We start from the raw sequence: 20,701 nt of genomic DNA on the forward strand, positions 1-20,701 counted from the left end.
GGCCATCGGGGTACTCTCCCGTTCAGGACCACATAATATGGCGGTTGATGCAGCAATGCATCACAACATCGGTGAGGTATGCGGGTGGCAACCCGGTCACGCAGGTTCAAGCTCGAGCGGTTGGGGCGTCTCAGGCGAGTCAAGCGGCTGCGCAATTGGTCCACCTTTGGGCTGGTGGTGCTGGGGCCGGTTTTGGCGCTTGCGACCTATCTGGCACTCGGGCCTTTGGGGCAGGGGGCGGATACGCTCAACCTGCGGCTCATTCTGTTGTCCGATCTGGTCTATGTGCTGCTGGTGGCGGCGCTGGTTCTCATTCAGGTCGGGCGGCTGATCTCGGCGCGCCGCGCCAAATCGGCTGGCTCTCGGTTGCACCTGCGGTTGACGGGCGTCTTTGCCCTGATGGCGCTGATCCCGACCGTCACGGTGGCGATTTTTGCAGGGCTTACGGTGAACGTGGGGCTTGAGGGCTGGTTTTCTGACCGGGTCAGCGGCGTGGTCGGCTCATCGCTCGCGGCGGCCGAAGCCTATGAGGCCGAGCAGCGCGAGGCCCTGATATTGGACGCGCAGACCCTTGCCCGCAGCATCGACAGCGCCCGCGCGCAGGGCATCAACCTTAGCGACAGTGAGCTTTTGGGCGAGGGCCAGCGGCAAATTCAGCGCGGCCTGCGCGAGGCGTTTCTGATCGACAGCACCGCGCAGATCCGGGCGCGGGGGGATCGGTCCTATCTCTTTGATTTCGAAGCACCCACCGAGGCGCAGCTTGAGACCGCCAGTGACGAGGGCCTTTTGGTCATCGAGGACTGGCCCAACAATGAATTCCGCGCGCTGGTGCCGATGGACGCCTATGTCGATCGTTTTCTCTATGTCTCCCGCGCGGTGGATGGTGAGATTCTGGCGCTGCTGGATGAGACCAAAGAAACGGTGCGCCTGTACCAGCAGCTTGAATCCGAACGCGGGCGGCTGCTGTTCGAATTTGCCCTTGTTTATCTGGGCTTTGCGGTGATCCTCATTCTGGCCGCCGTTTGGCTGGGCCTGTGGTTTGCCGAACGGCTTTCCGGCCCGGTTGGGCGCCTGACCGGGGCCGCGCAACAGGTGGGCGCGGGTGATCTGAACGTGCAGGTCCGCGAAGAAGAGGGCGATGACGAAATTGCCATGCTGGGGCGTTACTTCAACCAGATGACCCGGCAGCTGAAGGGTCAGCGCGAGACGCTGTTGGAAAATACCGACCAGATCGAGCGCCGTCGCCGGTTGTTCGATTCCGTGCTAAGCTCGGTGACCTCGGGCGTTGTGGGGCTTGACCCGGAGGGGCGCGTCACCTTCGTGAACCGCTCTGCCATGCGGCTGCTGGACTGGTCGGAAGATCAGCAAAGCTTGCCGCTGACCCTTGCCGTGCCGGAGTTCGGCCCGCTGTTCGAGACGGTGAAGGCCGCGTCGGACGAAGTGGCGCAGGCGGAGATCAAAGTCTCGCGCCAAGGGGCGATGGAGAACCTCTTGGTGCGCATGGCGACCCGGCGGTCCAAGGATGGCGATCTTGAAGGCTATGTGGTGGCCTTTGACGATGTGACCGATCTGGTCAGCGCGCAGCGCATGGCCGCTTGGGGCGACGTGGCGCGCCGGATTGCCCATGAGATCAAGAACCCGTTGACGCCCATCCAGTTGAGTGCCGAACGCATCCGCCGCAAGTTCGGCCCCAAAATGGCCGAGGGCGATGACGACGCGCTGGAACAAATGACCGGGGTGATCATCCGCCAAACCGGCGACCTGCGGCGCATCGTCGACGAATTCTCAAAATTCGCGCGGATGCCCGAGCCGGAAACCAGCCGTCAGGACATCCGGCAATTGCTGCGCGATGCCGTGTTGCTTCAGCAAAGCAGGCAGGAAGAGGTGGCGATCAAGCTTGACCTGCCCGCGCAGCCGGTCATGGCCAATATCGACGGCACGATGATCTCGCAGGCGCTGACCAACCTGATCAAGAACGCGGGCGAAGCCATTGAAAGCCTGAAGAAAGAAGGCACGCCCGAGGGGCATGTGCCGCAAATTCGCGTGACGCTAACACCGGAAAACCGGCTTTTGCGGCTGACCATCGCCGACAACGGCATCGGCCTGCCCGAAGACCGCGCGCGGCTGTTCGAGCCCTATGTGACCACGCGCAGCGAGGGCACCGGACTGGGCCTGCCCATCGTCAAAAAGATTATCGAGGAACACGGCGGCAGCCTGACGCTCGAAACCGCGCCCGCATTCGACGGGCAAGACCATCACGGTGCCATGGCAGTCATTTCACTGCCCTTGGCCATCGACGCAACGACAGACCAAGGGGATAAGGCAGATGAGTGACATTCTGATTGTAGACGACGAACGCGACATCCGTGAGTTGATCTCGGACATCCTTGAGGATGAAGGCTTTGCCACGCGCTTGGCCAGCAATTCTGATGAGACGATGGCCGAGATCAACACCGAGGCGCCCGCGCTGATCATCCTCGACATCTGGTTGAAAGACAGCCGGATGGACGGGATCGATATTCTAAAGACCGTCAAACGGGACAATCCCGATGTGCCGGTGGTGATTATCTCGGGCCACGGCAATATCGAGATTGCCGTGGCGGCGATCAAGCAAGGGGCTTACGATTTCATCGAAAAGCCCTTTAACATCGATCAATTGCTGGTGGTGATCCGCCGCGCAATGGAAACCTCGCGCCTGCGCCGGGAGAACCAGAACCTCAAGCGCCGCGATGTGGCGACTTCGGAGATGATTGGCACCTCCGCATCCTATCGCGCCTTGCTGGGCCAGCTTGACAAGGTGACCAAATCCAATGGCCGCGTGATGCTGACTGGCCCCGCGGGGTCGGGCAAGGAAGTGGCGGCGCGCTATATCCACGCCCATTCCGCCCGCGCCTCGGCGCCCTTTGTCACCGTCAACTGCGCCGGGGTGGCGCCTGATCGGATGGAAGAGGTGCTCTTTGGCCGGGAGACGCCGGACCGCGGGGTCGAGCCGGGGCTGCTGGAGCAGGCCCACGGCGGGGTGATCTACTTTGATGAGGTCGCGGACATGCCGCTTGGCACCCAGTCCAAAATCCTGCGGGTGCTGGTGGACCAACAGTTCACCCGCGTGGGCGGGACCGACAAGGTGCGCGTCGATCTGCGGGTGATCTCTTCGACGAACCGCGATCTGGATCAGGCGATCAAGGCAGATACCTTCCGGCAGGAACTCTATCACCGTCTGAACGTCGTGCCGATTGCCGTGCCGTCCTTGGAGGAGCGGCGCGAGGATATTCCGCTGCTGGCCGAACATTTCATCGCCGAGTTCAACACCTCCCAAGGTCTGCCGCAGCGTGCGTTGACCGAAGATGCCGTTGCTCTGATGCAGACGATGGTCTGGCCCGGCAATGTGCGCCAGCTTAAGAACCTTGTTGAGCGGGTGCTGATCCTCGGGGATGGCACCGGCCCGATCGAGGCCCGTGAACTGCCGGGCGAAGAGGAAAACGGCGGCGATGAGGGGCGCGTGGTGCTTTCCGGCGCGCTGGCAACGCTGCCGTTGCGCGAAGCGCGCGAGGCTTTCGAGCGGGAGTATCTGCTGACCCAGATCAACCGCTTTGGCGGCAACATCAGCCGGACAGCAAATTTCGTCGGGATGGAGCGCAGCGCCCTGCACCGCAAACTGAAATCCCTCGGCGTTGTGACCTCGGCCAAGGCGGGTGTGCGCGTGGCCCATGTGGACGAGGAAATCGAAGCGGCTGGCTGACCCCCGCCGCAGAACTGCGAGGGGGCGTGCCCCCTCGCGCAGCGCCTCACCCTTGGGTGACGATCTGGAACGACCCATCGCTGTTGCGGATCACGCAGGACTTGGGGTTGAGTGCGGGCAGCGTGGTGGTGGCGCGCGCAGGTGCGGCGCGGGCCACATTGCTGGGGCAGGCGGGTATCGACACCGGCGCAAAGCCTTTGTCGGCCATACATTGCCCCTCAACCCGGTTGCGCAGGTCTTGGTTGGGGTCGAAGGTCACCAACTCACCCGGCACGTAAAAGCCGCCCCGCGTGGTGCAGTTGTTATTGGCATCGCAATGGCGACGCTCGGGCACATAGCGCGGCGGTTCGCGGCGGATTTGGGTTGAGATCGGCACATCGCGCAGGGCCTGCACCTCGCAAGAGGTGGTGGCCCGGTTGACCTGCGCAACGGTCGCGCCCGGTTTGTAATAGGTGTTCAGCGGCGCGCAGGCGGCAGCCCCCAAGGCGATGAGCGTCAGGGCAAAGGCGGCGCGCGAGGGGCGAAGCGATATCGGTTTCATAGTGCTATCATGCCGCTGATGCGGGGGAATGACAATTGATTTGACCCTTGCCAACCCATCTGTCATGCCCTCTAACCGACCTAAGACAACCCTCACACGATCTTTGCTCAGGGTAAGGAAACCTTCATGAAAATCATCATTTGCGGTGCAGGGCAGGTGGGTTGGCAGATTGCCCGTCACCTCAGCGGAGAGCGCAACGATGTGACCGTGGTCGACAGCAATGCCGAATTGATCCGCCGCGCCACCGACACGCTGGATGTGCAGGGCATCGCCGGATTCGCCAGCTACCCCGATGTGCTGGACCGTGCGGGCGCGCGGGACGCCGAGATGATCATCGCCGCGACCCACTCCGATGAGGTCAATATGGTGACCTGTCAGGTGGCGCATTCGGTCTTTGGCATCAACCGCAAGATCGCCCGTCTGCGCAGCCAGTCCTATCTGGATGCGATTTATTCCGACCTTTACCGGCGCGATCACATGCCGATCGACGTGGTGATTTCCCCTGAGAAAGAGGTCGCCACCGCAGCGCTCCAGCGCCTCAGTGCGCCAGCGGCTTTCGACACCGAGATTTTCATGGACGGGCAGGCGCAGCTTCTGGGCATTACCATCGACAGTGATTGCCCGGTGGTGAACACGCCGCTGCGTCAGTTGACCGATCTCTTCTCGACCCTGCGCGCGGTCGTCGTGGGCGTGCGCCGCGATGGCACACTTTTCGCGCCCGAGGCGAAGGATCAGCTTTTCGTCGGCGATGACTGCTATGTCTTTTCGCATCACGACGACATCGCCCGCACGATGGAGATTTTCGGCAAACAAACCACCAAGCAAGAGCGTGTTGTTCTTGTGGGGGGCGGCAATGTCGGGTTGACCGTGGCGCAGCACCTTGAGGCCGGACCGCTGCGCGTGCGCACCAAGATGATCGAGAAAAACCGCAAATGCGCCGAACGCGCCGCCGAAGGGCTTGAGCGGACGATCGTGTTGAACGGCGATGGGCTCGATGCCGCGCTGCTGGCCGAGGCGGGCATCAGCCGCGCCGATGCGATGCTGGCGGTGACGGATGACGACAAAACCAACATGTTGTCTTGTGTGCGCGCCAAGGCCGAGGGCTGCCCCTATGTCATCGCGCTGATCAACGATCCGACGCTGGTGCCGCTGATGACCCACCTTGGCATCGACGCCTATATCAATCCGCGCGCCACGACGGTCAGTTCGATCCTGCGTCACATCCGCCACGGGCGGGTGCGGGCGGTCTATTCCATCGGCGATGCCGAGGCCGAGGTGATCGAGGCCGAAGTGCTGTCGACATCGCCCCTCGCGGGCAAAAAAGTGTCGGAAATTGACTTCCCCGAGGGCGTGTTGATCGGCATGCTGCGCAAAGAAGGCAAGGTGATCCGCCCCATGGGCAGCACACGGATCGACGAAGGGGATGTTGTTGCCCTCTTCGCTCTGGCCGAGGATGTGCCCCGGGTTGAGCAGCTTTTGCAGGTCTCGATCGACTTTTTCTAAGCGCAGGAGCGCCCTTGTGACGCAACCGACCAGCATCCGGCCAACCGGCATTCGCCGCGAGATCGTGCAACTGCCGCTGTTTTTGCAATTGTTCGGTGTCTCTGCTGTGTCGATGATCCTGCCGTCGATCCACGGGCTGGTGGTGAACGACCATCAGGCCAGCCGCGCTTTCCTCTATGCTGGGGTTTTGGGGCTTGTGGCATTTACCCTCATCGCCATTGCCCATGCCGGGCGCAAACCCTTGGACGGCGCACTTGGGCCGCTGCTATCGCTGCTCTCGGCCTTTGTTTTTCTGCCTGTGTTTTTTGCCGTGCCATTCCTTGAAGCTTTGCCGACGACGCGCTTTGTGAATGTCTATTTCGAGATGGTTAGCGCGCTGACCACCACGGGCGCTACAATGTTCGAAAACCCAGCACGGCTAAGCAACACGCTGCATCTGTGGCGCGCGCAGGTGGGCTGGATGGGCGGCTTGCTGATGTGGGTCACGGCCTCGGCCATTCTGGCCCCGCTGCATTTGGGCGGCTTTGAGGTGACGGCGCAGGCCGAACCGGGGCGGCCAGATGACCGTATCGGCGCCCGCATGGGCCGGATCACCCCGCGCCAACGTCTGCTGCGCACCACGCAGGCTTTGCTGCCGATTTATTTCGGCCTGACGCTGCTGCTTTGGCTCTTGCTGGTCATCGGCGGAGAGACGGGCTTGGTGGCGCTCTGTCATGCCATGTCGGTCATGGCGACCTCGGGCATTTCGCCCATCGGCGGCGTGGCCGAAGCGCAGGTCGGCGTCACCGGCGAGGCGGTGATGATGCTGTTTATGCTCTTCGCCCTGTCGCGGCTGACCTTTTCCAAAGATACCGTGACCGCGACCCAAGGCGGGCTGATGACCGACCCAGAGTTCCGCATCGGTCTTTTGGTGGTGATCGGCGTGCCGTTGCTGCTGTTCGCACGCCACTGGATCGGCGCCTTCGAGGTTGAGGTCGAGGTTGACGGCACCCGCGCTTTGCACGCGCTTTGGGGCGGACTGTTTACCGTGCTGTCCTTCCTGTCGACGACTGGTTTCGTCTCTGAACATTGGGCCGAGGCGCAGAATTGGTCAGGGCTGCGCACGCCGGGGTTGGTGCTCATGGGGCTTGCACTGATCGGCGGCGGGGTGGCCACCACAGCGGGCGGGGTCAAGCTTTTGCGGGTCTTCGCGCTCTATCAAAACGGGGTGCGCGAGATGGACCGACTGGTCTATCCCAATTCCGTCAGCGGCGCGGGGGCCGCCGGGCGTCGCTTGCAAAGCAACGGGGCCTTTATCGCGTGGATTTTCTTCATGCTTTTTGCCATGTCGCTCGCCGGAGTGACCCTTCTTCTGACTCTGACTGGCGCGTCCTTTGATGCGGCGGTGGTCATGTCGGTGGCCACGCTCTCCACGACCGGGCCGCTGATCGAACATGCTGCCGACAAACCCATCCATTTGATCGAACTGGGCGTGGCCGCGAAAATCATCCTCAGCGGCGCAATGGTGCTGGGTCGGCTGGAAACCTTGGCGATTATTGCGCTGATGACCCCGAATTTGTGGCGCGCCTGACACGTTTAGCGGTAGAACCGTCCTAGTCCGCTGATATTGGGGCTGGAAACTCACGCTTTCGCACTCCATACTTGAGGCAATGGGGGGGTCCGGTACGCGGACGCCAGCAAGAACAAAAGGCGAGACTACCATGGCGTCAGACAGACAGAACCTTCAGGATGCGTTCCTAAACCACGTCCGCAAGACCAAGGTCCCGGTGACAATTTTCCTGATCAATGGCGTCAAATTGCAGGGTGTGATTACCTGGTTTGACAACTTCTGCGTTCTGCTGCGCCGCGACGGTCAATCGCAACTTGTCTACAAGCACGCGATTTCGACCATCATGCCAAGCCAGCCGATCAGCCTTTATGAGGGCGAAGACGCTTCTTGAGCCGTCCAGCATTTCAGATCGACAACAGCGATGGGCCCCGCGTAACGCGCGCTTGGGTGCTGCATCCTGATATCAAGACCGACAACGACCGGCGCGCGCCTGAGCCCGCGCTGGCCGAAGCCGTTGCATTGGCCGAAGCGTTGCCAGAGCTTGAGGTGGTGGGGGCCGAAGTCGTGCCCCTGCGTACCGTTCATGCCGGGATGCTGTTTGGCAAAGGTAAGATCGAGGAACTCGATCAGCGCATGAAGGAAGCCGAGGTTGAGCTTGTGCTGGTTGACGGTCCGGTGACCCCGGTCCAGCAGCGCAACCTTGAGAAGGCTTGGGGCGTCAAGCTGCTCGACCGCACCGGTTTGATTTTGGAGATCTTTAGCGACCGCGCGGCGACCCGTGAAGGGGTGCTTCAGGTCGAGATGGCCGCGCTGAACTATCAGCGCACGCGCCTTGTTCGCGCATGGACCCACCTTGAGCGTCAGCGCGGCGGTTTGGGCTTTGTTGGTGGTCCGGGTGAGACGCAGATCGAGGCGGACCGCCGCGCGATCGACGACCAGTTGGTGCGTCTGCGCCGGCAGTTGGAAAAGGTCGTGAAAACCCGCGCCTTGCACCGCGCCGCTCGTGCCAAAGTGCCGTTCCCGATCGTCGCGCTTGTGGGCTATACCAACGCCGGAAAATCCACGCTTTTCAACCGCCTGACCGGGGCCGAGGTTATGGCCAAAGACATGCTCTTTGCCACGCTCGACCCGACCATGCGCAGCCTTGTCCTGCCCGACGGGCCAGAGATCATTCTCAGTGACACGGTGGGGTTCATCAGCGATCTGCCCACCGAACTCGTCGCAGCCTTCCGCGCCACGCTGGAAGAGGTGCTGGCCGCCGATATCATCTGCCATGTGCGCGATGTGTCCCATACCGAGACTGAAGAGCAGGCGCAGAACGTGCGCGATATCCTCGCCTCACTCGGCGTCCCGAAAGAGACCCGCAGTTTCGAGGTTTGGAACAAGCTGGACCTGCTCCCCGAAGACCGCGCCGACGCCATGCGCGCGCGGGCTGCGCGCAACGACGACGTGCTGGCAATCTCGGCCATTACCGGCGAGGGGCTTGAGGCGTTTCAGGAAAACATCGCCGAAGCGCTGCAGGGGGCGGTGCGCGAGGCCGAATTGACCCTCGGCTTTGCCGAAGGCAAGAAACGCGCCTGGCTGTTTGCGCAGGACGTGGTGGAAGGTGAGCGTCAGACCGAAGACGGGTTTGAGATCACCGTGCGTTGGTCCGCGCGCCAAGAGGCTGAATTCCAGCAGATTTAAGAGCTACGGCGCAGGCTGGGGCAATTTTTGCCCCGGCAAGCATCGAAATCGACCCGCTGCGTCGCATATGGTGAAACGACCTTTTGCGGAGCGCGCCACATGACCCTCGTCATCCTTTATATCTCAACCGCCGTGATCTTCCTCGGGCTGGACTACCTTGGACTGACCTATCTCATCAAACCCGTGTTTGAGCGTGATATCGGAGACTGGCTGCTGGATGAATTCCGCGTCGCCCCGGCGCTGATCTTTTACGCCTTCTTCGTGGCGGTGGTGCTGTGGTTCGTGTCTTGGCCCGCGATGATGCAGGATCATTCTTTGCTTTGGGTCTTTGGCAATGCGCTGCTGATCGGCGCGATGGGCTATGGCACCTATGAGTTCACCAATCTGGCGACGCTCAAGGATTGGACATGGGCCATGGTGGCGCGAGACTTCGCCTGGGGGTCGGTCCTGACCGGCACGGCGGCAACCGCAGGCGTAGCGGTCACCCGCGCGCTGACCTAACGGCCATTCTCGGTCGACCAGCGCCATGCGCCGGGTTGCAGTCCGGCCAGTTCCCAATCGCCCACGCTGGCGCGGATCAGCCGCAGGGTGGGCAGCCCCACATGCGCCGTCATGCGCCGCACTTGCCGGTTGCGCCCCTCGCGGATGGTGATGCGCAGCCAAGCGTCGGGCACCGTCTTGCGAAAACGCACGGGCGGGTCGCGCGGCCAGAGCGCCTCGGGCGCGTCGATCAGATCCACTTGGGCCGGTTTCGTAACGCCGTCTTTCAGTTCCACCCCCTTGCGCAGTGCCTCAAGGGCCGCGGCATCGGGCGTGCCTTCGACCTGTACCAGATAGGTTTTGGGCCGCTTGTACTTGGGATGCGCGATGCGGGCTTGCAGGGGGCCGTGGTCGGTCAGCACCAAGAGCCCTTCGCTGTCGCGATCAAGCCGCCCTGCGGGATAAAACCCCTTTTCGTCGATATAGGCCGAGAGTGTGGGCCGCGTGCTGCCCTCGGTGCCTTTGTCGGTGAATTGCGACAGCACGCCGTAGGGTTTGTTCAACAGGATCACGCGGGCGGTCATTGGGCAGGCTCCAATCGGGTCACGCCCACGGCGGCGGCGCGGGCCAGTTCGGCGTCGAGTGACATCGGGATATATTCGCCCCGCCGCCAGAGTTGCGCCATGTCGTCGTAATGCCGCGACAGGAAATGCCCCGATTGCCCGGTGGAAGTGACAAAGACCGAACTGTCGGGATCGGCAAAGTCATAGACCCCGCGGTAGCCTGCACCATGCACATTATAGAACGGGTCTTTGCCGGTGCCGCGGGTCAGCCCCCGTTGCAGGGTATTGTCCCCGCCCGAGGTCGACTGGCGGATGTTCACGAAGTAGCGCAGCAGCGGCACGTCGCCCAAAACGGGGTGATCATGGGTCGCCTGATGCGCGTCTCCCCAGCGGAGGGATTCCAACTGCGTGCCCCAAGTCTCTTTGATCCAGAGCAGGGCGTCGTCCAATGCCAGTCGCGCCATGTCATGGCAGGTTTCGACCGGCGCGGATTGGCGCACGTCGCACCATTTCGCAGCGCCTTGCACATCGCGGAAGGCGCGTTCGATGAAGAGCGGTTGAATATGGGTGAATTCTTCGGCCAGTGGCCCCAGTTCATCCCGGATCAGACGGTCCTGCAGGGCGCGGATCCATGCGGCATAGATCAGCGGCTCGGGCAGGTGTTCGTTCATTTCACCCGACCAGCCTGCCAGCAGATCCAATGCGCGCTGGCGCTGGCGTTCGGGCGTGCCATCGGGCGCGGCCTCTCCGGTGAACCACAGCTCGGCGCCGATCAGCGGCAAGAGCGCGCGGGCCGTGGGGCTGACCGTATCAAGCTGCGCTTCGATGAAACTGTCGCGTGTATGAACCTCGCGGTTCTGCATCAGCCGCTGCCAGCGTTGCACCCGCTGTGTGTCGCCCCAGACGAAAGAGACGTGATTGGGGAACGGGCGGTCCACGGTCTTGTTGTTGGTATTGCCAAGGATGCCGCCCGCGGGGGCGATGAACTCAGGGTTGGCGGTATAGGGCAACATTCCGTCCCAGCGGTTGGCGGCGATCCAGCCGGGGCTGGGCATGCGCCCTTTGCTTTGGTGATTGGCATCGCGGCGCGGCATGGCGCCGATGGTTTTCATGGCGATGGTGTCACGGTCCACCAGTGTGAGGTTCTGTGCCGGGGCCACATAGTCGGTCGCTGCATTGATCGCCTGCTGCACCGATTTCGCGCGCATCACCTTCATCGCGGCGGCAAGCGAGGTGTCTTCTTCGGTAAAGAGGGTCGAGGCGACAGAGGCCACATGCCCCGGCGGCGTGATGCTGCCAAGGTTGTAATGGCTGCCCGGCAGCACCGGGCCATTGTCGGTCCAACGTAGGGTAACGGTGATCGGATCGGCATCCGCGATATTGATGATCGACGAGCGTTTGCGGAATTTCTTGAACCCGTCGGGGGTGCGGTATTCTTCGGTGTTTTCCGGGTTCAGCTCTTCGATATAGACGTCTTGGTCGTCGACATAGGCGGTGGTCAGCCCCCAGCCCAGATCGGCGCTGCGGCCTGTCAGGACCACGGGCATGCCGGGTATCGTGCCGCCGATCACGCCGCCGGTCTCAAGCTCCAGCCGGGCCAGATACCAGATCGCCGGGGCGGTGAACCCCAAGTGCGGATCATTGGCCAAAAGCGTGCCGCCCGCGGCAGAGCGCGTGGGCGCGGCGGCCCAAGCGTTGGAAGCCCCGGCGAAAGCCTGCCGCTTGAATGGCGACAGCGGGTGACTGTCCATCGGGGCCGCTGCGGCGTGGCGCGTCGTTACCTCGGGGAAGAGGGCGGCATATTCAGGCAGGGCGGCGACCCCGCTGCCCGGCGCGTCGGGCAGGATATCGCGCAGGCGATCTTGGTCGCTTAACTCCAATGACACCCGTGCGCGCAGCACTTCGGCCTCCAGATGGCCCGACATTTGCAGGCCCATCAATTTGGTGATCGCCAGTGAATCCGCAGGCCGCCACGGGGCCATGGGCGCATTGAACAGCCACATCTCGGGCGCGCCACGGCCCAAGGCTTCGGTGTTGATCTGATCCAACCGCGCGTTAATCCCGGCGGAATAGGCTTCAAGCGCTGATTTAGTTTCGGGATCAAGCTTATCCGCAGAGGCCACGGCGAGCCGATAGATATCATAGCGCCGCATCAGTTTGTCGGTGGTCACGGTGGCGGGGCCAAAGACCTCTGACAGCCGCCCCTGTGCGGTGCGACGCAGGGTGATCAACTGCCAGAGGCGGTCTTGGGCGTGGGCAAAACCGAGGCCGAAAAACACATCCGCGTCCGTCTCACCAAAAATATGCGGCACATTCGCATTGTCGCGCACGACCTCCACAGGGGCGGTGACGCCGCGCACCTCAACCGTATCGTCATAGTCGGGCAACGACCGCGCGGCGAACCAGTAGACCAGCAGCAAAACCACGACGCTTAACGTGACGAGAAACACCGCCAATCGGATAAGCCAGCGAAACATCAATGCCATCGGGGGATCCTCGGCTGGCGCGCAGATTGACCGGAGCGCGCAGGGTGGTAGGTGTTGTGACAGGGAATAACGCAACTGAATGATAAGGAAAAGCACATGGCAAAGCTCGCGTTTTTGGGACTGGGGGTCATGGGGGCTCCGATGGCGGGGCATCTGCAAAAAGCCGGCCACGAAGTGACCGTCTATAACCGCACCGAAGCCAAGGCCGAAGACTGGGTGAAAACCTATGGCGGCGCCATGGCCAAGACCCCGCGCGCGGCGGCAAAGGATGCGGATTTCGTGATTGCCTGCGTGGGCAATGACGATGACCTGCGCTCGGTCTGTCTGGGAGAGGACGGGGCCTTTGGCGGCATGACGGCGGGGGCGATCTTTGTCGATCACACGACCGTTTCAGCGGCCGTCACGCGCGAACTTTACGCCGCTGCCGATGACGCGCAGGTGAGCTTTGTCGACGCGCCGATTTCGGGTGGTCAGGCAGGAGCGGAAAACGGCCAATTGTCGATCATGTGCGGCGGAGATGAGGGCGCCTTTGACCGGGCGCTGCCGATCATGGAGGTCTACTCCAAGATTTGCCGCCGCATCGGCGACAGTGGCGCAGGCCAGATGACCAAGATGTGCAACCAGATCGCCATCGCCGGGCTGGTGCAGGGCCTCTCTGAGGCACTGCATTTCGCCGAGAAGGCGGGCCTCGATGGCCGCGCGGTGGTTGAGGTCATCAGCCAAGGCGCGGCAGGCTCGTGGCAAATGGAAAACCGCTATGAAACCATGCTCGACGACAAGTTCGAGCACGGTTTCGCGGTGGATTGGATGCGCAAGGATCTGGGTATCTGTCTGGACACAGCGGATGAGACAGGGGCGAGCCTGCCGGTCACGGCGCTGGTCGATCAGTTTTATAAAGACGTGCAAAAGCAGGGCGGCGGGCGTTGGGATACGTCGAGCCTGATCAAACGCCTGCGCGCCATGGGCTAAGGCTGTTTGCAAAAGAAAAAGGGCAGCGCCGGATGAAACTGGCGCTGCCCTTCAAAGACCATCGGTCGACCCTGCATTAGGGGATGATCCGCGTGTATTTCGTGCCTTCCAGTGTCGCGCCGATCCGCAGGCCCGCGCGGCCAAAGACCGCTGCCAGAACCGGAGCCATGACAGTGGTCGTGTCGGCGCTCACGCTGTCGCCCTTGTCGGAGATCACGTATTCCAGACCGGCGCCAGCCGCCCAACCCGGCGAGCTGCGGAATTCGCGCAGCGCGGGCTCGGTCATGAAGAACAGCACATGCGCATATTGCTGCGCGCCAATCTGCAAGCCGCCCGAAGCTTTGGTCACCGAGTAGTAGTCCACCGTCACGTCGTTGACGCGCAACGCGCCGCGCCCGTAAGCGCCGCCAAAGCCAAGGCCCGCTTCGGTCACCAGCGGCATGACCAGCATGCCATTGGCTTTTTCGGCCAACTGCCGGGTGTTGGGATAGCCGCGGTACATCTCGGCCAGGGTCGCATCGACGCGCGCGTCGATCATGGCGCCGCCCCGTCCGCCCACGCCGTTGCCGCAAGCCGCGGTGGCGCCAAGGGCCGTAAGGGCGCCCAAAGTCACAAAGCGCCGGTTATATGTCTGATTGCTCATCTATTCTGCCTGTATGTTCAAGATCGATTGCCTGCTGCCGGTTTTCCCGACTTATGCGCGAGATTACGCATAATCACGCGCTTTGTCATGTCGGTTGGACCCTTTGCGCAGATTTACGCCCTTAGGTCACGCGCTTTTGGCCAAAAGCCGGGCAACATCGGGGGCAAAGTAGGTTAGCACCCCATCACAACCCGCGCGCTTAAAGGCCAAAAGGCTCTCCATCATTGCGCGTTCGCCGTCGATCCACCCTTGGTCCGCCGCGCCCCGGATCATGCTGTATTCTCCCGAGACCTGATAGGCAAAGGTCGGCGCGCCAAAGGCGTCTTTCACGCGGCGGCAGATATCAAGGTAAGGCATGCCGGGTTTGACCATGACCATATCCGCACCTTCCGACAGGTCGCGCGCCACCAGCCGCAGGGCTTCGTCGCTGTTGGCTGGATCCATCTGGTAGGTCTTTTTGTCACCCGTGAGGGCCGAAGAGGCACCCACCGCATCGCGGAACGGGCCATAAAAGGCGCTGGCGTATTTTGCGGCATAGCTGAGGATCATCACGTCATGGTGCCCTGCGTTCTCAAGCGCTGCGCGGATCGCGCCGATGCGGCCATCCATCATGTCCGACGGGCCAATGATATCCGCGCCCGCCTCGGCCTGCGCCAAGGCCATCTTGACCAGCGCCTCAACCGTTCGGTCGTTCACGATGATGCCGTTTTCGACAAAACCATCGTGGCCGTTGATGTTATAGGTGTCCAACGCGACATCTGTCATCACGACCATCTGCGGCATGGCCTCTTTGATCGCCGCGATGGCGCGGTTGGTCGCGTTTTGCGGATCCCAGGCGCGGGCGCAATCCTCGGTCCGGTCCTCGGGGCCGGTATAGGGAAAGACACAGACCGTACCGATGCCGAGATCGGCCGCCTCGCGCACCGCCGCGACCAGCGTGTCGACCGAGCGGCGCATGACCCCGGGCATGGAGGGGATCGGTTCTTCCACGCCTTCGCCTTCGCGCACGAAAACCGGCCAGATCAGATCGCCCAGTCGCAGGTCATTCTCGCGCACCAGCGCGCGGATACCGGCGTTGGCACGGGTGCGGCGCAGGCGCGTGGCGGGGAAGGGGGCGTGGACGGGTTGCATCAAAATTACCTCAGAATGGCTTGGCATGGGCTTGCCATGTATTTTTGAACGCCTCAACCCTATGAATTGTCGCGCCGGACCGCTAAGAGATGCGAACTTAAATTTCGGACGAGCACGCCTTGGACTGGTACCAGACCCTTTTCGAAATGATTGACATGCGCTCTTTCTCGAACCTGTGGTTCTGGATCGCGCTGGCTGTGATGTGGTCGACCGCAAGCCATTGGGTATTGGGCGTGCCCTTTGACATGGTGCTGCGTGCCCGACGTTATGGGGGCGAGGCGCAGGCCGATCTCGAAGACATCGTGCGGATCAACGTGAACCGGCTGCTCTATATCTCGCAGGTCTCGGGCCTTTGGCTCTTGGGGCTGGGGTTTTTCGCGCTGACCTCTCTGGTGCTTTTGGGGTTCGTCTATGCCATCGAATTCGCCCAAGCCCTGCTGCTGCTGGGGTTCCCCATGTCGCTGGTCGGGCTGCTGAGCCTGTCGACCGCGCGGCTCATCCGCATCGAAGGCTCCACCGGCGACGTGTTGCAGCGGCGCCTGATGCGGCACCGGCTTTATACCCAGATCATCGGCATGTTCTCGATCTTCGTGACCGCGCTTTGGGGAATGTATCAAAATCTAAGCATTGGCCCGCTGGCGGGTTGACAGGCCCCCCGTGAGGCCCAATTGAGACCCGATGAACGATCCGCGTAATATCACCCTCTCCGGCGTTCCCGAAGGCTATGATGCCCGCGCCATTCTTGATGAAATCGCCAAGGGCGGCCAGCCGGTGGTCCATGTGGCGCGCGATGACAAACGCATGGCGGCGATGCAGGCCGCTTTGCGGTTTTACGCGCCCGATATGCCGGTCGTCACCTTCCCAAGCTGGGATTGCCTGCCCTATGACCGGGTGTCGCCCAACGCCGATATCTCGGCGCAGCGGATGGCGACACTGGCCGCGCTGGTGCATGGGATGCCCCAGCAGTTCGTTCTGCTGACGACGCTGAACGCGGCCAGCCAACGTATCCCCGCACGCGAAACCCTGCGCGACGCGGCCTTTGCGGCGCGCGTGGGCAGCCGGATCGACGAAAAAGCCCTGCGCGCCTTTCTGGTGCGCATGGGCTTTGTGCAAAGCCCCACGGTGATGGAGCCGGGCGACTACGCCGTGCGCGGTGGGATCATCGACATCTACCCGCCCGGCGACCTTGGCCCGGTGCGGCTTGATCTTTTCGGGGACGTGCTGGACGGGGCGCGGCGGTTTGATCCGGCCACGCAGCGCACCACGGAAAAACTTGATCCGGTAGAGCTTGCTCCGGTCAGCGAGGTCATCCTTGATGACGCGGCGATCACCCGTTTCCGGCAGAACTACCGCATCGAATTCGGCGCGGCGGGCACTGATGATCCACTTTATGAGGCGATCAGCGCGGGCCGCAAACATCAAGGCGCGGAACATTGGTTGTCGTTTTTCCACGACAATCTCGAAACGCTCTTTGACTATCTGCCGAAGGCCACGATCACGCTGGACGATCAATTGACGCCCATGCGCCTCGCGCGGTGGGACACGATTGCCGACCAATATGAGACGCGGCAGCTGGCGATGAAGACGCGCTCTAAAATGGACAGCGTCTATAAACCCGCCCCGCCCGAAGGGCTATATCTGACCGACGACGCTTGGAACGAGGCGTTGATTGGGAAACGGGTTATCCAGTTCAACCCATTGCCGCAGCCCACTGGGCCGGGCGTGTTGGACGCAGGTGCGCGGATCGGGCGCAACTTCTCGCCCGAACGACAGCAGGAATCGGTCAGTCTTTTCGGTGCTTTGGCTGCGCATATTAAAGCAAAGCTTGAAGTAGGGCCGGTGCTGATCGCCAGCTATTCCGAAGGCGCACGCGAACGCCTGACGGGGCTGATAGAAGACGAAGGGTTGGCCGAAGCGATCCCGGTGGCGGATGCCTCGCGGATCGGCAAACGCGGGCTGCATCTGGCCGTTTGGGCGCTGGAGCACGGCTTTGAAGCGCCGGGGATGACGGTGATTTCCGAGCAGGACGTGCTGGGCGACCGATTGATCCGTGCGCCGAAACGCAAACGCCGGGCCGAGAATTTCCTGACCGAGGCCCAAAGCCTCAGCCCCGGCGATCTGGTGGTTCACGTCGACCACGGCATCGGCCGCTATCACGGGATGGAGGTGGTCACCGCCGCAGGTGCTGCCCATGAATGCCTCGTTCTGGAATATGCCGAGCAATCAAAGCTTTACTTGCCCGTTGAGAACATTGAACTGCTGTCGCGTTATGGGCATGACGAAGGGCTGCTGGACAAGCTCGGCGGTGGCGCGTGGCAGTCGAAAAAGGCCAAACTCAAAGAGCGTATCCGCGAGATGGCGGACAAGCTCATCCGCATTGCCGCCGAACGCGCGCTGCGCAAAGCGCCGGTGCTCGACCCGCCGCCGGGCATGTGGGATGCCTTCTCCGCCCGGTTCCCCTATACGGAGACCGACGACCAGCTGCGCGCAATTGCCGACGTGGTGGATGATCTGACCAGCGGCAATCCGATGGACCGTCTGGTTTGCGGCGATGTGGGCTTTGGTAAAACCGAAGTTGCGATGCGGGCGGCTTTTGTTGCGGCGATGTCGGGTGTTCAGGTGGCGGTGATCGCGCCTACGACACTACTCGCCCGGCAGCACTACAAAAGCTTTGCCGAACGCTTTCGCGGCTTCCCGATCGAAGTGCGCCAACTCAGCCGCTTTGTCTCGGCCAAAGAGGCAGCGGCGACGCGCGATGGGATGGCTAAGGGAACGGTCGATATCGTCATCGGCACGCATGCGCTGCTGGCCAAAGGCATCCGGTTCAAGGACCTCGGCCTGCTGGTGATCGACGAAGAGCAGCATTTCGGCGTGACTCACAAGGAACGGCTCAAATCCCTGCGCACCGATATCCACGTGCTGACCCTGACCGCCACACCGATTCCCCGCACGTTGCAACTGTCGCTGACGGGCGTGCGCGATCTGTCGATCATCGGCACGCCGCCCGTCGACCGCCTCTCGATCCGCACCTATGTGAGCGAGTTCGACGCGGTTACCATCCGCGAGGCGCTGCTGCGTGAGCATTATCGGGGCGGGCAGAGTTTCTATGTGGTGCCCCGCCTGAGCGATCTGCGTGAGATCGAAGATTTCCTTCAGGCGCAGCTGCCGGAACTCTCCTACGTCGTCGCCCACGGTCAGATGGCACCGGGGGAATTGGATGACCGGATGAACGCCTTTTATGATAGCAAATTCGACATTCTGCTGGCAACGACGATCGTTGAATCCGGCCTCGACATTCCTACGGCCAACACCATGGTCGTGCACCGCGCCGATATGTTCGGTCTTGCGCAACTGTATCAAATCAGGGGCCGGGTGGGCCGCTCGAAAACCCGGGCTTATGCCTATCTGACCACCAAGCCGCGCGCGAAGCTGACGGATACGGCGCAGAAACGTCTGCGGGTGTTGGGCAGCCTTGATACGCTTGGCGCGGGCTTCACCTTGGCCAGCCAAGACCTTGATATTCGCGGGGCGGGCAACCTGCTCGGCGAAGAGCAATCCGGCCAGATGCGCGATGTGGGCTTTGAGCTTTACCAGTCCATGCTGGAAGAGGCGATTGCCAAGATCAAGGCGGGCGAGATGGAGGGCCTCAGCGAGGCCGACGAGCAATGGGCACCGCAGATCAACCTTGGCGTGCCGGTGCTCATTCCTGAGGACTACGTGCCTGACCTCGATGTGCGTCTTGGCCTCTACCGCCGCCTCAGCGAGCTCTCAACTAAAGTGGAACTCGAAGGCTTTGCCGCCGAATTGATCGACCGTTTTGGCAAGCTGCCGAAAGAGGTGAACACCCTGATGCTGGTGGTGCGGATCAAGGCGATGTGCAAACGCGCCGGGATCGCCAAGCTCGATGGTGGGCCGAAGGGCGCGACGATCCAGTTCCACAATGACAAATTCGCCTCGCCCGAGGGGCTGGTGCAGTTCATTCAAGACCAGCGTGGGCTGGCCAAGGTTAAGGACAACAAGATCGTCGTGCGCCGGGATTGGAAGACGGATGCCGACAAGATCAAAGGCGCCTTTGCCATTGCACGCGATTTGGCCGAACATGTGATCGCCAAAGAAAAGACTGCGAAAAAGGCCAAGGCAAAGGGCTAAGCCCCGAAAGGGCGGCGGTTATTCCGCCGCCGCCGGCTGTCGGTTTTCCATCCGCCCCATATAGAGCATCAGAGCGTAAGCCCCGATGGCCATGAGCAGCATCGCCAGCGCCAATGGCTTGGTCGTGCCGTCGAACATCAACCCCACGGGCGAGGCGATGAGCGCGGCCAGCACAGTTGAAATCGCCCCCACGACCGAGGCGGCCATGCCCGCGATATGGCCCATCGGCTCCATCGCGATGGCATTAAGGTTGCCCAGCGTCAGCCCCGCTTGGAAGAACAGGCAGGTCTGGAAGAACACAAAGGCGGCAAAGCCGTAAGGGTCGGGCAGGGCGCCGAGGTTCAGGAAATACATGGCACCCGACAGCAGGATTTGAAAGCCAAAGGCGATGCTCACCAATCGGCGCATGCCATAGCGCACGACCAGCAGCGCATTGATCAGGCTGGCGCTGGCCGCCACAACGGCGATGCCGCCGAACCAGAGCGGGAAGCTTTCACCCCGGCCATAGACGGTGTCATAAATCGGCTGCACCAGCATGATCATCGAAAATAGCATCGCCAAGGCCAGCGATTGCACGAGGATCGACAGGCGCACCGTGCGGTGTCCGACCAACTCGCGCACTGCCCCGATGATCAGCCGCGCACGCAGGGGCCGACGGTTTTCCCGCGGCAATGTTTCGGGCAGGCGCAGGCCCATCCAGACCACCGAGATGATCGAAAACGCCATGAAAGCGATGAAGATCGCGCGCCAGCCCGCTGTGTGAATGATCCCCGCGCCCAGCATCGGGGCCATTGCTGGCACCAGTGCGAAGACCATCATCACCACCGACATGATCCGCGCCATCTCGCGCCCGGCATAGAGGTCACGGATGATCGCCACGGCCACCACGCGGGGGCCAGAAGCGCCGAGCCCCTGAAAGATACGGGCCACGAGCATGACTTCCAGTGAGTTGCTCATCCATGCGACGAAGGCCGACACCGAATAAAGTGCCGCGCCGCCAAAGACCACGTTGCGGCGCCCGAATGCATCCGACAACGGCCCGCTAAAGAACGTGCCCAACCCCATGCCCAGCACGAAGGACGTGAGGATCAGCGGGGCGCGGTGGGCGATCTCGGGCGAGAGTTCTGCCGCGATCTCGGGCAGGGCGGGCAGCATCGCATCAATGGAAAAGGCGATGGTGGCGGTCATCATCGCGATGAGGGCGACGAATTCGATCCGCCCCATGGAGAATTTTGGATTTTCGGTGGTCACGAACGCGCGCT

At 62.2% G+C, this 20,701-nt stretch carries 16 protein-coding genes; 10 read left to right on the forward strand and 6 right to left on the reverse strand.

What is annotated here, in order from left to right:
- The first annotated feature begins 78 nt into the window (after window positions 1-78).
- Window positions 79-2,334 carry a PAS domain-containing sensor histidine kinase gene (locus R1T45_RS12775; protein ID WP_317389240.1) on the forward strand — a complete coding sequence of 752 codons (2,256 nt, stop codon included), beginning with the start codon at window positions 79-81 and terminating at the stop codon, window positions 2,332-2,334.
- Entirely contained in the window at window positions 2,327-3,739 is a 1,413-nt protein-coding gene (locus R1T45_RS12780) for a sigma-54-dependent transcriptional regulator (protein ID WP_120351172.1), read from the forward strand. The genes R1T45_RS12775 and R1T45_RS12780 overlap by 8 nt, the downstream gene beginning before the upstream one ends.
- Before the next feature lie 46 nt (window positions 3,740-3,785).
- On the opposite strand, the gene R1T45_RS12785 is transcribed toward R1T45_RS12780, so the two are convergent.
- On the reverse strand, window positions 3,786-4,280 hold the full coding sequence (locus tag R1T45_RS12785) for a hypothetical protein (RefSeq protein WP_317389241.1): 495 nt from the start codon (window positions 4,278-4,280) through the stop codon (window positions 3,786-3,788).
- Between the two features lie 126 nt (window positions 4,281-4,406).
- On the opposite strand from R1T45_RS12785, the gene trkA reads away from it, so the two are divergent.
- The 5 genes from trkA to R1T45_RS12810 all read left to right on the forward strand — a co-directional run bounded on the left by trkA (window position 4,407) and on the right by R1T45_RS12810 (window position 9,519).
- Window positions 4,407-5,783 carry a Trk system potassium transporter TrkA gene (trkA, locus tag R1T45_RS12790; RefSeq protein WP_120351171.1) on the forward strand — a complete coding sequence of 459 codons (1,377 nt, stop codon included), beginning with the start codon at window positions 4,407-4,409 and terminating at the stop codon, window positions 5,781-5,783.
- Between the two features lie 16 nt (window positions 5,784-5,799).
- Window positions 5,800-7,353: a TrkH family potassium uptake protein gene (locus R1T45_RS12795; RefSeq protein ID WP_206054252.1), complete on the forward strand. Its 1,554-nt coding sequence runs from the start codon at window positions 5,800-5,802 to the stop codon at window positions 7,351-7,353.
- A gap of 130 nt (window positions 7,354-7,483) precedes the next feature.
- The gene (gene hfq / locus R1T45_RS12800; protein WP_007119530.1) at window positions 7,484-7,723 is read left to right on the forward strand and encodes an RNA chaperone Hfq; all 240 of its coding nucleotides are present in this window, start codon (window positions 7,484-7,486) and stop codon (window positions 7,721-7,723) included.
- A complete protein-coding gene (hflX, locus tag R1T45_RS12805; protein ID WP_317389242.1) occupies window positions 7,720-9,018 on the forward strand; it encodes a GTPase HflX in 1,299 nt (432 codons plus the stop codon). The genes hfq and hflX overlap by 4 nt, the downstream gene beginning before the upstream one ends.
- Window positions 9,019-9,117: 99 nt before the next feature.
- On the forward strand, window positions 9,118-9,519 hold the full coding sequence (locus tag R1T45_RS12810; RefSeq protein ID WP_317389243.1) for a DUF2177 family protein: 402 nt from the start codon (window positions 9,118-9,120) through the stop codon (window positions 9,517-9,519).
- Here R1T45_RS12810 and R1T45_RS12815 read toward each other — a convergent pair.
- Complete coding sequence (locus R1T45_RS12815) at window positions 9,516-10,082, reverse strand: pseudouridine synthase (RefSeq protein WP_120351168.1); 567 nt, start codon at window positions 10,080-10,082, stop codon at window positions 9,516-9,518. The two genes, R1T45_RS12810 and R1T45_RS12815, sit on opposite strands and share 4 nt — an antisense overlap.
- Window positions 10,079-12,547, reverse strand: coding sequence for a penicillin acylase family protein (locus tag R1T45_RS12820; RefSeq protein WP_317389244.1), 2,469 nt, complete (start codon window positions 12,545-12,547; stop codon window positions 10,079-10,081). Before R1T45_RS12820 ends, R1T45_RS12815 begins: the two co-directional genes overlap by 4 nt.
- Before the next feature lie 96 nt (window positions 12,548-12,643).
- Here R1T45_RS12820 and R1T45_RS12825 point away from each other — a divergent pair, with 96 nt between their 5' ends.
- Window positions 12,644-13,516, forward strand: a complete 873-nt coding sequence (locus R1T45_RS12825; protein WP_132443317.1) for an NAD(P)-dependent oxidoreductase — start codon at window positions 12,644-12,646, stop codon at window positions 13,514-13,516.
- Window positions 13,517-13,592: 76 nt separating this feature from the next.
- Here the strand turns inward: R1T45_RS12825 and R1T45_RS12830 are convergent, their stop codons facing one another.
- Entirely contained in the window at window positions 13,593-14,159 is a 567-nt protein-coding gene (locus R1T45_RS12830; protein ID WP_067628155.1) for a YSC84-related protein, read from the reverse strand.
- Between the two features lie 126 nt (window positions 14,160-14,285).
- Window positions 14,286-15,290 carry a porphobilinogen synthase gene (hemB, locus tag R1T45_RS12835; RefSeq protein ID WP_317389245.1) on the reverse strand — a complete coding sequence of 335 codons (1,005 nt, stop codon included), beginning with the start codon at window positions 15,288-15,290 and terminating at the stop codon, window positions 14,286-14,288.
- A gap of 119 nt (window positions 15,291-15,409) precedes the next feature.
- On the opposite strand from hemB, the gene R1T45_RS12840 reads away from it, so the two are divergent.
- On the forward strand, window positions 15,410-15,937 hold the full coding sequence (locus tag R1T45_RS12840) for a component of SufBCD complex (RefSeq protein ID WP_120351165.1): 528 nt from the start codon (window positions 15,410-15,412) through the stop codon (window positions 15,935-15,937).
- 31 nt (window positions 15,938-15,968) lie between these two features.
- Entirely contained in the window at window positions 15,969-19,439 is a 3,471-nt protein-coding gene (mfd, locus tag R1T45_RS12845; protein WP_317389246.1) for a transcription-repair coupling factor, read from the forward strand.
- An 18-nt stretch (window positions 19,440-19,457) separates the two neighbouring features.
- Here the strand turns inward: mfd and R1T45_RS12850 are convergent, their stop codons facing one another.
- Window positions 19,458-20,663, reverse strand: a complete 1,206-nt coding sequence (locus tag R1T45_RS12850) for a multidrug effflux MFS transporter (RefSeq protein ID WP_206054265.1) — start codon at window positions 20,661-20,663, stop codon at window positions 19,458-19,460.
- Window positions 20,664-20,701 lie beyond the last annotated feature (38 nt).

Source organism: Sulfitobacter sp. LC.270.F.C4, from assembly GCF_032922545.1.
GTDB classification, from domain to species: Bacteria; Pseudomonadota; Alphaproteobacteria; order Rhodobacterales; family Rhodobacteraceae; genus Sulfitobacter; species Sulfitobacter profundi.